Annotated in this window: 10 protein-coding genes; 7 read left to right on the top strand and 3 right to left on the bottom strand. The window is 74.0% G+C overall.

Annotated features, from left to right (window positions below):
• Nucleotides 1–254: 254 nt before the first annotated feature.
• Nucleotides 255–1,589, bottom strand: a complete 1,335-nt coding sequence (gene gabT, locus ACFW22_RS22455) for a 4-aminobutyrate--2-oxoglutarate transaminase (RefSeq protein WP_386407467.1) — start codon at nucleotides 1,587–1,589, stop codon at nucleotides 255–257.
• A 332-nt stretch (nucleotides 1,590–1,921) separates the two neighbouring features.
• Between gabT and ACFW22_RS22450 the strand changes: the two genes are divergently transcribed.
• The 4 genes from ACFW22_RS22450 to ACFW22_RS22435 all read left to right on the top strand — a co-directional run bounded on the left by ACFW22_RS22450 (nucleotide 1,922) and on the right by ACFW22_RS22435 (nucleotide 9,155).
• Nucleotides 1,922–4,417: an ATP/GTP-binding protein gene (locus ACFW22_RS22450; protein ID WP_386407464.1), complete on the top strand. Its 2,496-nt coding sequence runs from the start codon at nucleotides 1,922–1,924 to the stop codon at nucleotides 4,415–4,417.
• A gap of 243 nt (nucleotides 4,418–4,660) precedes the next feature.
• Nucleotides 4,661–6,214 (top strand): PucR family transcriptional regulator, encoded by a 1,554-nt coding sequence (locus ACFW22_RS22445; RefSeq protein WP_386407461.1) that lies wholly within the window; start codon nucleotides 4,661–4,663, stop codon nucleotides 6,212–6,214.
• Nucleotides 6,215–6,404: 190 nt separating this feature from the next.
• Complete coding sequence (locus ACFW22_RS22440) at nucleotides 6,405–7,370, top strand: EamA family transporter (RefSeq protein WP_386407458.1); 966 nt, start codon at nucleotides 6,405–6,407, stop codon at nucleotides 7,368–7,370.
• A gap of 339 nt (nucleotides 7,371–7,709) precedes the next feature.
• Entirely contained in the window at nucleotides 7,710–9,155 is a 1,446-nt protein-coding gene (locus tag ACFW22_RS22435) for an aldehyde dehydrogenase family protein (RefSeq protein ID WP_386407455.1), read from the top strand.
• Between the two features lie 465 nt (nucleotides 9,156–9,620).
• On the opposite strand, the gene ACFW22_RS22430 is transcribed toward ACFW22_RS22435, so the two are convergent.
• Nucleotides 9,621–10,322, bottom strand: a complete 702-nt coding sequence (locus ACFW22_RS22430; RefSeq protein ID WP_386407452.1) for a class I SAM-dependent methyltransferase — start codon at nucleotides 10,320–10,322, stop codon at nucleotides 9,621–9,623.
• Nucleotides 10,323–10,429: 107 nt separating this feature from the next.
• Nucleotides 10,430–10,894 (bottom strand): glycine-rich domain-containing protein, encoded by a 465-nt coding sequence (locus ACFW22_RS22425; protein ID WP_386407449.1) that lies wholly within the window; start codon nucleotides 10,892–10,894, stop codon nucleotides 10,430–10,432.
• Nucleotides 10,895–11,081: 187 nt separating this feature from the next.
• On the opposite strand from ACFW22_RS22425, the gene ACFW22_RS22420 reads away from it, so the two are divergent.
• The 3 genes from ACFW22_RS22420 to aroA form a co-directional block, all read left to right on the top strand.
• A complete protein-coding gene (locus ACFW22_RS22420) occupies nucleotides 11,082–12,371 on the top strand; it encodes a multiprotein-bridging factor 1 family protein (protein ID WP_386407446.1) in 1,290 nt (429 codons plus the stop codon).
• Between the two features lie 465 nt (nucleotides 12,372–12,836).
• Entirely contained in the window at nucleotides 12,837–14,759 is a 1,923-nt protein-coding gene (locus ACFW22_RS22415; RefSeq protein ID WP_386407443.1) for an acyl-CoA dehydrogenase family protein, read from the top strand.
• Nucleotides 14,760–14,855: 96 nt separating this feature from the next.
• Nucleotides 14,856–15,924 (top strand): 3-phosphoshikimate 1-carboxyvinyltransferase (gene aroA, locus ACFW22_RS22410; RefSeq protein ID WP_386407440.1); only part of this gene is annotated, 1,069 nt, incomplete at its 3' end.

Raw genomic sequence — 15,924 nt, 5'->3', positions numbered from 1 at the left:
GCCGGGCAGAGCGGGCTGCCGCGCGCCCCGGGGGGTGTAGGGCGGGCGGCCATCCGATCGGTGAGGAGTTCCGGAGCCCGAGGGTCCTGCGGTGTGCGCGACGGCACGCAGCGGGCGGGTCCGGGGAGGCTCCGCCCCGGAGGTTTCTCTCATCCGGGACGACCGTACGGTACGGAAGCGGGGGGCCGACAGCAGGACACGCGTCCCGCCATCGGCCCCCCACAGAGTCTTCACACCGTGCGCCGGATCGGCCCTCAGACGCCCGCGAACGCGTTCTCGATGATGTCGAGGCCCTCGTTCAGCAGGTCCTCGCCGATGACCAGCGGCGGCAGGAAGCGCAGCACGTTGCCGTAGGTGCCGCAGGTCAGGACCAGCAGGCCCTCCGCGTGGCAGGCCTTCGCCAGCGCGCCGGCGGCCTCCGCGTACGGCTCCTTCGTCGCCGGGTCCTTCACCAGCTCGATGGCGATCATGGCGCCGCGGCCACGGATGTCACCGATGATCGGGAACTTCTCCTGCATCGCGGTGAGGCGGGCCTTCATGACCTCCTCGATGCGCTTGGCCTTGCCGTTGAGGTCGAGCTCCTTCATCGTCTCGATGGCGCCGAGCGCACCGGCGCAGGCCACCGGGTTGCCGCCGTAGGTGCCGCCCAGGCCGCCGCCGTGGACGGAGTCCATGATCTCGGCGCGGCCGGTGACGGCGGCGAGCGGCAGACCGCCCGCGATGCCCTTGGCGGTCGTGATGAGGTCCGGGACGATGCCCTCGTCCTCACAGGCGAACCACTGGCCGGTGCGGCAGAAGCCGGCCTGGATCTCGTCCGCGACGAAGACGATGCCGTTGTCGTTGGCGAACTTCACGATCGCCGGCAGGAAGCCCTTGGCCGGCTCGATGAAGCCGCCCTCGCCGAGCACCGGCTCGATGATGATCGCGGCGACGTTGTCGGCGCCGATCTGCTTGCTGATCTGGTCGATCGCCTGGGCGGCGGCCTCGGGACCGCAGTTCTCGGCACCGGTGGGCCAGCGGTAGCCGTAGGCCACCGGCACGCGGTAGACCTCGGGCGCGAACGGGCCGAAGCCCTGCTTGTACGGCATGTTCTTCGCCGTCAGCGCCATCGTGAGGTTCGTCCGGCCGTGGTAGCCGTGGTCGAAGACGACGACGGCCTGGCGCTTGGTGTACGAACGGGCGATCTTCACCGCGTTCTCGACCGCCTCGGCGCCCGAGTTGAAGAGCGCGGACTTCTTGGCGTGGTCGCCCGGGGTCAGCTCGGCCAGCGCCTCGCAGACCTCCACGTAACCCTCGTACGGCGTCACCATGAAGCAGGTGTGGGTGAAGTCCTGCAGCTGCGCGGAGGCGCGGCGCACGACGGCCTCGGCGGAGGCGCCGACCGAGGTCACGGCGATGCCGGAGCCGAAGTCGATCAGACGGTTGCCGTCGACGTCCTCGATGATCCCGCCGCCGGCCCGCCGGGTGAAGACCGGCAGCGTGGAACCCACGCCGCCGGCGACCGCGTCGAGACGGCGGGCCTGAAGCTCCTGCGACTTCGGACCGGGGATGGCGGTGACGATGCGCCGCTCCTGCGGGACAGCGTTCATGCGGGGCTCCTGGGGGTGTTCTGGACGCACTTGTGGGTTTCCTCCGCAGGCTAGGCGCGGCGACGGGGGAGAAGCATGCGCCGATCGGGAGTGGTGGCGGCGTGTCGTTGTCCGAGATGGACATGGCGACCCCGCCGTCGCCCTTCGCGTCCCCCCGCCCCTCCCCGTGCCGTCCGTCCGCCCGCCCGCTCCACGGGCCCACGGTGCTCCTCGGCCGTACCGGAGGGCTCCTCGGCCGTACGGGTGGTCGAATCCCCTCCGGAGCGCCCCGGGCGCACTAGATTGACGGTGGCACAGACGCGGCGACCTGGCTGGTCAGGGGGCAGGGGTTCATGGAGACCGACGGCACGTACGAGTCACGCGACACCAAGGGGGGCGCGGTCCCGCGCCCGACGGCGCCGCCGACCGACGGCCGCAGCGGGGCGACCCCGCCGCCGCACCTGCCACCGGGCCGTGCGCACCGGCCGACCGGGGGCGGTCCGCCCGGTGCGCCCCCGCGCCCGTCGACACCGCCGCAGCAGCCCCCGGCGACCGCGCCCCCGGCCCCCGCCACCCCGCCCGCCGTCGCCTGGATCGACGCGCCCCGGCCCGAGGCCGCGCCCGGCACCTGGCGCTTCAGGCACGTGCCGCCGCCACCCCCCAGGGAGGCGCGGAAGCTCGCCCCCGTCACCGTGGCAGGCCTGCTGATCCCCTTGCTGCTGGGGCTGTTGATCTGGTCCGCCTGGCGGCGCGGCGCCGTCCCGTACCAGTGGATCCCGCTCGCCACCTTCACCCCCGGCGACTGGTGGTACTCCGGAACCACCTCGCCCCGCGACTGGCGCGGCGCCGAGGCCCACGTCGTCTACGACGGGCTCTTCTTCGCCGTGCTCGTCTACGCGATCGCCCGCCTCGGCGCGTGGTCCGACCTCGCCCGCCACCTCCTCGCCGACCGCCGCCCGACCGCCCGGGCCGCCCTCACGGCGGGCGCCGCACTGATCGTCCTGACCTTCGTCTGGCCGGACGCCTTCCCCGGCATCGGTTGGGAGCCGCTGCCGCTCGTCGCCCCGCTGCTCTCCCTCGTGGTGCTGCTCGGCGGCGGATACGACGTCCTCGCCTCACCCGCCCTCGTCTATCCCCTGTACGCCCTGATCACGGCCGCCGTGCTCTGGCCCTTCGCCCGCCTCGGGGGCTGGGGCGCACTCCTGCGCGCCCGGCTCGGGGCCCGCAGGGCCGCCACGGCGGCCGGAACCCGCCCGCCCCTCGACCCGGCGGCGCCCCCGCCGCTCTCGCAGTGGCCCGAGCTCAGGGCGGCCGGGCACGGCCCGGCGGCGGACCTGCTCACCGCCGAGCTCTGGGCCGGACGCATGAACGACGTGGACTGCGCACGGATCCGGCGGGCCCTGGAACCGGGCCGCACCCACCCGGGAGGCCCCGCCGCCCTGGCCGATGCCGTGCTGAGCCGGGGCGCCGCCACCGGCGCACACCCCTCGGGCGATCGCGACCTCCCGGGCCGCACCGCCGTGCACGACCTCCTCGTCGGGCAGGTCCGCATCGGCCGCTGCGTCGCCGAGCCGCGGAACCCGGCCGCTTACCGGGGCGTCGGTCTCGCCCTCGAACCGGCGGCACTCGCCACCTCGTTGCTGGTCGTCGGCCCCTCCGGCGCGGGGAAGACCGCCCGGCTGAGCGCCCCGGTCGTCGAGTCGCTCGCCCTGCAGGCCCTCACCGGCGCCTGCGCGGTCGTCGCCGTCGGCACGGCGGACGCGCCGCTCGGGCCGGACGCCGCGTACGACGTCGTGGTCCACCCGGGCGACCCGGCCTCGCCGTACGACCTCGACCCGTACGCAGGCCTCACCGACCCCGACGAAGCGGCCGAACTGCTCGCGGAGGGCCTGGTCGGCGACGTCGAGAACCTCGACACCCGGCGGGCCGCCACCACCCTCGCCCAGCTCATCGGCCCCTACCGGGCCGTGCACGGCCGCTTCCCCTCGGTGCCGGTCCTCCGGGAACTCCTCGAAGCGGGCCCGGAGACCCTCGCGGCACTCCTCGACCGGCTGCCGGTCGACGGCGCCGCCGTCATGCGGCGCGAACTGGAGGCCCGCATCCGGCAGGCCGGCACCGCCGCCGACGCGGGGCCGGTCCTGGCGGACCGCCTGTCGCTCCTCGACCGTCCGGCGTTCGCCGAGTTCTTCGGCGCCGACGGGAGCGGCGTACGGCCCTTCTCGTTGAAGTCCGTCGTCCACCATCCGCTGCGGGTCCGGATCAAGCTGCCCGCGAGCGGCCACGAGGAGGCCTCGCGGCTCCTCGCCCGGCTGGTGCTCGCCCAGTTCCTGTCGGCGGCCCGGACGGGCACCAAGCGCGCCCACTTCGTCTCCCTCGTCCTCGACGACGCCACCGGGGCGCTCACCAGGGGCACCGTCCGCTCCCTCCAGCGGCTGCGCCCGCACAACGCCGGCGTCGTCCTGGGGCTCCGCACCCTCGGAGAGGTGCCCGAGGCGCTGCACGGACCGCTGCTCGGAGCCGTCGGCTGCCGGGTGGCGCTCGCCGGCATCTCCACCTGGGACGGCCGGGGCTTCGCGGAGACCTGGGGCAAGGAGTGGGTGGAGACCACCGAGGTCGCGCACCACACGGTCTTCGCCCACCAGCCGATGACCCGGTTCATCCACTACCTGCGCAAGAAGGCCACGGGACGGGCGGTCACCACGGACGCGGTCACGACGAGGAAGGTCGAGCGGGAGCGGTGGTCCGCCTCGGAGCTCGCGCACTCCCTGCCGCCCGGGCACGCGGTCGTGTCGCTGACCACGGCCCAGGGCACGCACACGCCACCGGTACTGGTCGACCTCCGGGGCTGAACGGGGACGGCGCCGGCGCGACGCCGCGTGCCGGCGCCGCCCCGCCGGCAGCGCTCCCGCCCGTCACGGGTCCGCCACGGCCGGCCTCCGCCGGACGGAACGGGACCCCGTGCCGCTCGGCTGAGCGGACGCCCGGCGGCCCTGGCACAATCGGGGAGCGCCGCCCGGCTGGGCGGCGCCTCTCCGCCGCCGTGCACGGCTCCCCCCGGGCGCGGTCCTCGCCCAAAGGTCCGACGGTTCCCCATGCCGCCCACCCTCGCCTCGCTCGTCCAACACTCCGCCCTCAAGCTCGTCGTCCGCGCAGGTGAGGATCGCCTCGACACTCCGGTCCGCTGGGCCCACGTCAGCGAGCTCGCCGACCCCGTCCCGTACATGGAGGGCGGCGAACTCCTCCTCACCACCGCCCTCACGCTCGACGCCGAGGACCCGGAGGCGATGCGCCGCTACGTGCGGCGCCTGCTCGGTGCCGGGGTGGTCGGGCTGGGGTTCGCCGTGGGCGTCAACTACGAGGAGATCCCGTCGGCCCTGCTCTCCGCGGCGCGCGAGGAGCACCTGCCGCTCCTGGAAGTGCCGCGCAGAACTCCGTTCCTGGCCATCAGCAAGGCCGTGTCGGCCGCCATCTCCGCCGACCAGTACCGGGCCGTCACCGCTGGCTTCGAAGCCCAGCGGGAGCTGACCCGCGCCGCGCTCGCCGAAGGGCCCGAGGCCGTCGTCGACCGGCTCGCCGCGCACGTCGACGGCTGGGCCGCCCTGTACGACGCCTCCGGGACGGTCGTCGCGGTGTCGCCCGAGTGGGCGGCGCGCCGGGCCGCCCGGCTCACCCCCGACGTGGAGCGGCTGCGCGAGCGGCCCGCGCCCGCCAGTGCCGTCGTCGGCAACACGGACGACCGGGTCGAACTCCAGTCGCTCGGCACCGGGCGGCGGGTGCGCGGTGCCCTCGCCGTCGGTACCGGGGCGCCCCTCGGGACCGCCGAGCGGTACGCGGTCCACTCGGCGATCGCCCTGCTCACGCTCACGACGGAACGTTCCCGGTCGCTCCAGGCCGCGGAGCACCGGCTCGGTGCCGCGGTGCTCCGCCTGATGCTCGCGGGCCAGCCGGAGCACGCCCGCACGGTGGCCGGGGAGCTCTACGGGGGGGTGCTCGACGCCCCCTTCCGGCTGCTCGTCGCCGAGTCCGCCGGGGGAGAGGAGCCCGCCGAGCCGCCCCTGCCGGTGCTCGCCGAGGCACTGGAGGCAGCTGCCGCCCGTGCGGGCGAGGCCGTGCTCACCGTCGCCGAGACCCCGCAGCGACTCGTCGCCCTCGCCGGGGACGGGGGCGCGGTCGTCGCCGCGTGCGGGAGGTACGCGGACCGGGAGGCGGAGGAGGCCGGCGTCGTCGTCGGGCTCTCCGCGCCGGCCGGACCGAGCGCCGCGGCAGCCGCGTACAAGCAGGCCGAGCAGGCCCTCTCGGTCGCCCGGCGGCGCGGCAGGGCCCTGGTCGAGCACGAGGACCTGGCGGCGGGCTCGGTCCTCCCGCTCCTGGCCGACGACGCCGTCCGGGCCTTCGCCGACGGGATGCTCCGTGCCCTCCGGGACCACGACGCGACCGGTCGCGGTGATCTGGTCGCTTCGCTGCGCGCCTGGCTGTCCCGGCACGGCCAGTGGGACGCGGCGGCGGCGGACCTGGGGGTGCACCGGCACACCCTGCGCTACCGGATGCGCCGGGTGGAGGAGATCCTGGGCCGGTCCCTGGACGATCCGGACGTCCGGATGGAGCTGTGGCTCGCGCTGAAGGCGACGGGCGAGGACGCCGGATAGCAGCGGGTCGGGGCGCGGCGGATCGGGTCGGGTGGCTTCCACCACCCGACCGCCGGCGTCGCGCTCCCGAGCGTCGCCCGTTCTCCCGGGGCGGGTCGAGGAGGCCTGCCGCCCCGAAAGGCGCCGTACCCTGCCCGGATCCGGGCAATTTCCCTGGCCGTTCGGGCGCGCGCTCCCTAGTCTCCTGCTCATGACAAGCCCTGCCGTCGATCCGGCCCCCGACGCGGCCCCGGTCGCCCCCGCGTCCCGCACCGGCGCCGTCCCCGCCCGTCGCATCACCGGCGCCGTCTGGGCCGCGCTCGGCATCGTGTACGTGGTCTGGGGATCCACCTACCTCGGCATCCGCATCGTGGTCGAGACCCTTCCGCCCTTCCTCTCCGGCGGTGCCCGCTTCGTCACCGCGGGCCTGCTCCTCGCCGCGGTCGTCGCCTGGCGCCAAGGCGTCAGCGCCCTCAAGGCGAACCGTCGGGAACTCGGCTCCGCCGCCCTGGTCGGCCTGCTCCTCGTCCTCGGCGGCAACGGACTCGTCGTCCTCGCCGAGACCTCCGTCCCCTCCGGCCTCGCCGCGCTGCTCATCGCGGCCGTCCCCATCTGGGTCGTCCTGCTCCGCGCGACCCTCGGGGAACGCCCCGGCCCCGGTGCGGTCGGCGGCGTCCTGCTCGGCTTCGCCGGCCTCGGCGTCCTCACCCTCCCCGGTCTGAGCGGCGAGGTGAAGATCGGCGGTGTGCTGCTGGTCCTCGTCGCGGCGCTGTCCTGGTCCATCGGCTCCGTCTCCTCCGCCCGGCTGACGCTGCCCGCCAATCCCTTCACCGCGAGCGCCTACGAGATGCTGGCCGGCGGCCTCGCCGCCCTCGCCGTGGCCCTGCTGCGCGGCGAGCACCACGACCTGGACCCGGCGGCGGTCTCCGGCCGGTCCTGGGCCGCCCTCGCGTATCTGATCGTCTTCGGCTCGCTCATCGCCTTCACCGCGTACGCCTGGCTCCTCCAGACCGCCCCGGTCTCCCTCGCCGCCACCTACGCCTACGTCAATCCGATCGTCGCCGTCCTGCTCGGCGCCCTCGTCCTGAACGAGGCCCTGACCTGGCCCATCGCCCTCGGCGGTGTGATCGTCGTCGGCGCCGTCTGTCTGATCGTGTCGACCGAGCGGCGCGGATGACCTGCCGTTCCCGCCCCGTTGGCCGTTCCCGCCCCGGATTCCGTTCCCGCTCCGCCGGCGGCCCCCGGCGTGCGGAGCGGGAACGGAATCCGGGCACCGGCGCACGCGACCCGACCGGCGCCGGCGCACCCGACCGGCGCCGTCCTGCCGACCGCCGCACGACGGCCCCGACCGCCGCACGGGTACCGGCCTCCCGCCCTCACCCGTCCGCTTGGGCCAAATCGGACAGCAGCCCCGGGGTCACCACTCCACACCGGACAAACCCACGGCCGCCCGCTCGGCCCTAACGTGTCACGAGAGCAATCGCTCGCTCCCCGAAACGGAAAGGGCCGGGACGCAATGACGACCACCCACGCCTTCTGGCTCGCCGGCCGCGAGGCCACCGGCGAGGCCACCTTCGACGTCACGAACTCGTACGACGGACGTCTGGTCGGCAAGGTCAGCGTGCCCACCGAGGCCCAGGTCGAGGAGGCCGTCGCCGCCGCGCACGCCGTGGTCGACGAGTTCGCCGCTACCCCGGCGCACGTCCGCGCCGCCGCCCTCGACCACGTCTCGAAGCGACTCGCCGAGCGCACCGAGGAGATCGCCCAGCTGATCTCCGCCGAGAACGGCAAGCCCATCAAGTGGGCCCGCGGCGAGGTCGGCCGTGCCGTCTCCGTCTTCCGCTTCGCCGCCGAGGAGGCCCGCCGCTGGAACGCCGGCGAGGCCCAGCGCCTGGACACCGAGGCCGGTGGCGCGGGCCGCCTCGCCCTCACCCGCCGCATCCCCAAGGGCGTCGTCCTCGGCATCGCGCCGTTCAACTTCCCGCTGAACCTCAGCGCCCACAAGGTGGCCCCGGCCATCGCCGTCGGCGCCCCCATCATCCTCAAGCCGGCCCCGTCGACCCCGATCTCCTCCCTGGTCCTGGGCGAGATCCTGGCCGAGACCGACCTGCCGGCCGGCTCCTGGTCGATCCTGACCGTGCCGAACGACCGCATGCCCGCCCTGGTCCAGGACGAGCGCCTCCCGGTCATCTCCTTCACCGGCTCCGACAAGGTCGGCTACGCCATCCAGGAGTCCGTGCCGCACAAGCACTGCACCCTGGAGCTCGGCGGCAACGCCGCGGCCGTCGTCCTGCCCGACTGGTCCTCCGAGGCCGACCTCGACTGGGCCGCGACCCGCATCGCGACCTTCTCCAACTACCAGGGCGGCCAGTCCTGCATCTCCGTGCAGCGGGTCATCGCCGACGCCTCCGTCTACGACCGCCTGCTGCCGAAGATCGTCGCCGCCGTCGAGGCCCAGGTCACCGGTGACCCGGCCGAGGACGCCACCGACGTCGGCCCGCTCGTCGACGAGAACGCCGCCAAGCGCGTCGAGTCCTGGGTCGACGAGGCCGTCGCGGCCGGCGCGAAGCTCCTCGCCGGCGGCAAGCGCGAGGGCGCCACGTACGCCCCCACCGTGCTCACCGACCTCCCGGCCGAGGTCACCCTGGCCCGTGCCGAGGTCTTCGGTCCGGTCCTGACCGTCGCCAAGGTCGACGGCGAGGCCGAGGCCTTCGCCGCGGTCAACGACTCCGACTTCGGCCTCCAGGCCGGTGTCTTCACCCATGACCTGCAGACCGCCTTCCGCGCCCACCGCGCCCTGGAGGTCGGCGGCGTGATCGTCGGCGACGTCCCCTCCTACCGCGCCGACCAGATGCCGTACGGCGGGGCCAAGCGCTCCGGCGTCGGCCGCGAGGGCGTCAAGTACGCCATGGACGACTACACGTACGAGCGGGTGCTCGTCCTGACGGGCCTCGCCCTCTGAGGCGCAGGTCCCACCGGACCAGGCGGTCCGAGCCCACTGTGCGGGGGCTCGGGCCGCCTTCTCTTTTACCTGGCCTGAACTGCGGAGACAGTCGACCCCAGCTCGCTTCCCGCGAGGTCGCGGGAACACGCTGGGGACACGAAGGGACACGCTCCGCACGTGGCGAGCGTAGTTCTGCGTACAGACAAGGCCGGGGAGATCGCCAGCCACCAGGTGAAGTGGCGAGACCCGGCGGTGCCGGATGGCAGGTCGAGCGCTTCGACGACGAGGACGCGGCGAAGGTGTTCAAGGCCGCAGTCGAGGAGTCCGGGAACAACTGGCCACCCGGCTGGGCGGCGTCGAGCACGAACTCCACCCCAACGACGGCGGCAGCCTCCGGGACGCCGCCTGACCGACCACACCGTTTCGACGTACCGCTGCCCCGGCACCCAGGAGACCGAGGCCGGGGCAGCGGTACGTCTGGGCTCAGGAGGCGGTGAGCTCGGCCGTGACGAGGAGGGTGGCGGCGGACCGGGGGCCGTCACCGGCGGGCAGCTCCTCGACGCGGATGTCGGTGAACCCGGCCCCGTCCAGAACCTTGGTCCACACGTGCTCCTGCAACACCCACCGGTGCATGGTGGCGCTCTCGCCCTCCGGGGTCTTCGCCGGTACCTCGGCGGCCGTGACGTCCGGCTGCGCGGGGGCGCCGGACAGGTAGTGGGCGAGAGTGGAGAAGACCAGGCGCCCGCCGGGGCGTAGCGCGCAGGCCGCGGCCGGGAGCAGTTCGCGGGGGTCGGTGAAGTCCACCGCCCCGAAGACGCTGTAGAGCACGTCGTAGGCGTCTGGGTGCGCGCGAAGGTGGGTGACCACGTCCTGGTGGACGAGGTTCAGGCGCGGGGCGAGCGAGGCGTAGAGGGTGGTCGCCATGCCGTGCTGTGCCGGGGAGGCGTCCACGGCATCGACCCGGTCCGGGGTGTGGTGCACGGCCAGGTGCGCGGCGTGGCGGGCGGTGCCGGCGCCGAGGTCGGCCAGGGCCTTGCCGGTGAGGTTGCCGAGGACTTCCGGGCCCGGCCCGTCCTGCTGGCTCCAGACCCAGTGGAAGGAGTCGGGGACGGCGTGGTCCTGCGCGGCGCGGGTCCGGCCGTAGTGGTGCCATAGGTCTGTGGTCGTGGTCGTCACCCGGGTCATCCTGGCGGCACCGCGCGGGGGCTGCTGCCTGTTCGGGCGAAAGTCACCCGGGCGTGCCTCGGCGGCCCGAGCCGTGGGCCCGGACCGCCGAGATGGTCACGTGGGGGTCAGTGCGAGTCGTTGCCCGGGTGGCAGGGGCCGCAGTCGGCGGCGTCCTCCCACAGCGGGAGGTCCACCTCCCATCCGGCGCGGGTGACGAGGTGGGCGGTCTTGATGACCGACCCGTCGTTCTTCATCTCGACCTTGGGCACGTGGTGCAGGAAGTGCCCGCCGTTGTACTTGTCGCACAGCTCGGCGTAGGCGACGGTGTCCAGGATGATCGTGTGGGCACCGATGTCGACCAGCTTGCTCGGGGCGAGTCCCAGGCCCTGGCCCCGGAGGGACATGGCGGTGAGCAGGTAGGCGTAGCCCTGGCCGAGGACGCGGGTGGCCATGACGGAGTCGTACGGGTAGTCCCGCATCAGCAGGCCGACCTGCTTCTCCCAGAGGTCCGCCGGCACGATGTCACGGGGGGAGCGGGCCAGGCCGGTCATCGGGTTGGTGGTGACGGGGGTGTCGGCTGCGGTTGCCATGGTGCCTCCCTTGGATGGTGCCCCACGAGGTGCGGGGCGATGTAACGAGAACACCGCACCCGGCACCCCGACAGTGATCAACTAGCTTGCTGTGCAAGGCGTTTGCGCATTCTGCAAGCGGTCTCGACGGGTGCCGCACCGCGCCCGTACCGTGGTGGCCCCCGGTCATGTAGCAGGGGAGGGGCCAATGCCCGGTGACCCGCTCTGGAACAGTGCGAAGGTCAGGGAGTTAGTCGCTCGGCGTCAACCGGGCGGACTCGTACGGCTGGGCCGTGAGTACCGAGGATGGACGCTCGCGGAACTCGCCGAGCACCTGGGGTGCTCGGCGGCGACGGTCTCGCGGATGGAACGCCGCGCCCAGGTCACCGACCTGACGCTCATTCACCGGGCCGCGTCCACGGTGGGCGTTCCTCGACACGTCCTGGTGAGTTCTCTGGCGCCCCCGGCCCCTTCCGGACGGGCCAGCACTAGAGTGTCGGCCAGTCCGCACGCCGAGGAGGACCCGATGCGCCGCCGCTCGTTGCTCGCCGCCACGGCGACCGTCCCGGCCGCCATGCTGCTCGGCATGGACCGGGCTTTGGCCGACACCCCGCCGCCCACGGGCAGGGGCGCCCTGGACGCCCGTGTGGCCTCCGCCCGGGACCTGTACGACAAAGGGGCTCACACGCAGCTCCTCGGGCTGCTGCCGGGCCTCCTCGCCGACGGGCACGCCGCTGCCTCCTCGCGCCGCGGGCTGGATCAGGCCCGGCTGTCCTCCGTCTACAGTCTGAGCGCCGCCCTGCTGATCAAGCTCGGCTCGTACGAGCAGGCCCGCCTCACCGCCGACCGCGCGCACACCTGGGCCGAGGTGTCCGGTTCCCCGCTCGCCGCTGCCGCTGCCTCCCGCGAGCTCGCGATCGTGCTGCGCCACCAGGACCGGGGCGAGGAAGCCCAGACCCTCATGGAGTCGGCCGCGGCTCGGGTGGAGGCGACAGGGCTCCGGACCGACGCGGCGTCCTCGGCCTACGCGCAGATGCTGTGCACCCTGGCCTACACCGCCGCCCGAGGCGGCCGACGCGCCGAGGCCCTGGCCATGGCAGAGGAGGCCCGGCACGCTGCCCGCCGACTGCCGGTCATCGCGCCCGCCGGCCGTCTCTTCCCGATCAACCCGGCGGCCGTGGACCTCTACACCGTTGGGGTCCACTGGGCCCTGGGGGACGCAGGCGCGGCGCTGGAGGCCGGGCGGAAGCTTCGGCCCGAGCATTTCCCCACGGCCGAGCGGAAGGCACGCCTGGGCACGGACATGGCCCGTGCCTGGTGGGCGTGGGGCCGTCGGGAGCAGACCGCCCGCGCCCTGCTCGACGCTCACCGCGCGAGCCCCGGCGAGGTACGGGACCGGCCCGCGATCCGCAGCATCGTCACGCAGCTCGCGCAGCGGCACCCCCGTGCCGCCGGTGTCCGGGAGCTGCACGCCGCCGTGTCGGCCCCGGCGAGCTGAGTCCGTCAGCAAGCTGCCCCCGCGTCCCGAGCCGTGGCGCCCCACAGAACCCTTCTGGAACCCGAGGCCCGGCGGCTAGCAGCCTGCCGCACGACGTCCCCCAGGCCGATCCCGGTCCTGGACGGGTCGCTGCCCCGACGGCCAGGTGACCGGGTGCCGGGGCAGTGGCGTGTCGACGGTCGGGAACGTCTCCCGGACGGCTCGTATCCCTGGGAGATACGCGTTCCCTCGGATGTTCCCGTGGGAACACGGAGGTAGCCCATGGGGCCCTAGAGTTCCCCAGGACCGGCTGAACGGGGCTGACTTTTTCTGCTCCGGTGCTGGTCGGGGAAAGGCCGCAGGTCAGCGGGGGTGAGGAGCGCCCACTGTGCGGGGGCTCGGGCCGCCTTTCGCCTTTCCGGACCCGCCGCCTTTCCGGACCCGCCGAAATCGGGTACGACGGACGGGAAGCCCAAGGAGGTGTCCATGTCCGCACCCGCCCCGCGGCCCCAGGTCACCGAGCGCGAGGCCCGGCAGGTCGCCGAGGCCGCGCGCGAGCGGGACTGGCACAAGCCCAGCTTCGCCAAGGAGCTGTTCCTCGGCCGATTCCGCCTCGACCTGGTCCATCCCCACCCCCTCCCCGCCGCCGAGGATGTCCGCCGCGGCGAGGCCTTCCTCGCCGTCCTGCGCGAGTTCTGCGAGACCCGGATCGACGGCGCCCGCATCGAACGCGAGGCCCGCATCCCCGACGAGACGGTCGCCGGGCTCAAGGAGCTCGGCGCGCTCGGCATGAAGATCGACCCGGAGTACGGCGGTCTCGGCCTCACCCAGCTGTACTACAACCGCGCCCTGGCCCTCGTCGGTTCCGCCAGCCCCGCCGTCGGCGCCCTGCTCTCCGCACACCAGTCGATCGGGGTGCCGCAACCGCTGAAGCTCTTCGGCACCCGGGAGCAGAAGGAAGCCTTCCTGCCCCGGCTCGCCCGCACCGACCTGTCCGCCTTCCTGCTGACCGAGCCCGACGTCGGCTCCGACCCGGCCCGTCTGGCGACCACCGCCGCACCGGACGGGGACGCGTACGTCCTCGACGGCGTCAAGCTCTGGACCACCAACGGGGTCATCGCCGACCTCCTCGTCGTGATGGCCCGCGTCCCCGCCTCCGAGGGCCACCCCGGAGGCATCACCGCCTTCGTCGTCGAGGCCGACTCGCCCGGCATCACCGTCGAGCACCGCAACGCCTTCATGGGACTGCGCGGCCTGGAGAACGGGGTCACCCGCTTCCACCGGGTGCGGGTCCCGGCCGGCCACCGCATCGGCCCCGAGGGCGCCGGCCTGAAGATCGCCCTCACCACGCTCAACACCGGCCGGCTCTCGCTCCCCGCGGCCTGCGCGGGCGCCGCCAAGTGGTGCCTGAAGACCGCCCGCGAATGGTCCGGGGCACGCGAGCAGTGGGGCCGGCCGGTCGCCCGTCACGAGGCCGTCGGGACCAAGCTCTCCTTCATCGCCGCCACCGCCTTCGCCCTGGAGGCCGTCGTCGACCTGGCTTCGCAGCTGGCCGACGAGGACCGCAACGACATCCGCATCGAGGCCGCCCTCGCCAAGTTGTACGGCTCCGAGAAGGCCTGGTTGATCGCCGACGAACTCGTCCAGATCCGCGGCGGTCGCGGTTACGAGACCGCCGACTCGCTCGCCGCGCGGGGCGAACGCGCCGTTCCCGCCGAGCAGGTCCTGCGCGACCTGCGGATCAACCGGATCTTCGAGGGCTCCACCGAGATCATGCACCTGTTGATCGCCCGGGAGGCCGTCGACGCCCACCTCTCCGTCGCCGGGGACCTCATCGACCCCGAGGCGTCGCTCGCCGACAAGGCGAAGGCCGGCGCCCGGGCCGGCGGCTTCTACGCCCGCTGGCTACCGGGACTCGTCACCGGCCCCGGCCAGCTACCGGGCGCGTACCGGGAGTTCGGTGGGCTCGCCGGCCACCTCCGGTACGTCGAGCGGACCTCCCGCAGGCTGGCCCGCTCCACCTTCTACGCGATGTCCCGCTGGCAGGGCCGCATGGAGCTCAAACAGGCCTTCCTCGGGCGGATCGTCGACATCGGGGCCGAACTCTTCGCGATGAGCGCCGCGTGCGTCCGGGCCGAACTGCTGCGCACCACCACGGACCACGGCCGTGAGGCCCACCAGCTGGCGGACGCCTTCTGCCGGCAGGCCCGACTGCGGACCGAGGAGCTCTTCGACCGCCTCTGGTCCAACACGGACGACCTGGACCGCCGGGTCGTCGACGCGGTGCTCGCCGGCCGCCACACCTGGCTGGAGGCCGGCATCGTGGACCCGAGCGGCGAAGGTCCCTGGATCGCGGACGCGACGCCCGGACCGTCCGAGCGGGAGGACGTCCACCGCACGATCCCGTAGGGCGCGGCACGTCCGGTCCCCGCACCGGGACCGGACGTGCCGTCCACGTGCCGGACCGCCGACCCGCACGGCCGGACGAAGCGGCAGGATGGGGCCGTGACCGTCATCGACATCCCCGGCTCCAAGTCCGTCACCGCCCGGGCGCTCTTCCTCGCCGCAGCGGCCGGAGGCACCACGACCCTCGTGCGCCCGCTCGTCTCCGACGACACCGAGGGCTTCGCCGAGGGCCTCGCCTCCCTCGGTTACGCGATCCGGCGAGAGCCCGACGCCTGGCACGTCGAAGGCCGCCCCGCCGGTCCCGGCACGGACGGTGCCGAGGTCTACTGCCGGGACGGCGCCACCACCGCCCGTTTCCTGCCCACCCTGGTGGCCGCCGGCCACGGCACCTACCGCTTCGACGCCTCCGCCCAGATGCGCCGCCGTCCCCTCGGCCCGCTCAGCACCGCCCTGCGCGAGCTCGGCGTGGACCTCCGGCACGGCGAGAAGGACGGCCACCACCCGCTCACCGTCCACGCCGACGGGGTGAAGGGCGGCTCGCTCACCCTCGACGCCGGACAGTCCTCCCAGTACCTGACCGCCCTGCTCATGCTGGGGCCGCTCACCGCCGAGGGCCTCGACATCACCGTCACCGACCTGGTCTCGGAGCCGTACGTCGAGATCACCCTCGCGATGATGCGGTCCTTCGGGGCCGAGGTCACCCGGGACGGACGGACCTACCGCGTCGCCCCCACCGGCTACCGCGCGCACACCTACGCGATCGAGCCCGACGCCTCCACCGCCAGCTACTTCTTCGCCGCCGCGGCCCTCGAACCGGGGCGCTCCGTCACGGTCCCCGGCCTCGGCACCGGAGCCCTCCAGGGCGACCTGGCCTTCGTCGACGTGCTGCGCCGGATGGGCGCCGAGGTCGAGACCACCGCCACCGGCACCACCGTCCGCTCCACCGGCACCCTGCGCGGCCTCACCGTCAACATGCGGGACATCTCCGACACCATGCCGACCCTCGCCGCGATCGCCCCCTTCGCCGACGGCCCGGTCCGCATCGAGGACGTCGCCAACACCCGGGTCAAGGAGTGCGACCGGCTCGACGCCTGTGCCGAGAACCTCCGGCGCCTGGGCATCACCGTCCACACCGGCCCCGACTGGATCGAGATCCACCCCGGCACCC

The organism is Streptomyces sp. NPDC058872 (genome assembly GCF_042743065.1).
GTDB lineage: Bacteria > Actinomycetota > Actinomycetes > Streptomycetales > Streptomycetaceae > Streptomyces.
The sequence above is the reverse complement of the archived record's forward strand: the minus strand, read 5'-3'. Positions and strand labels throughout refer to the sequence as shown.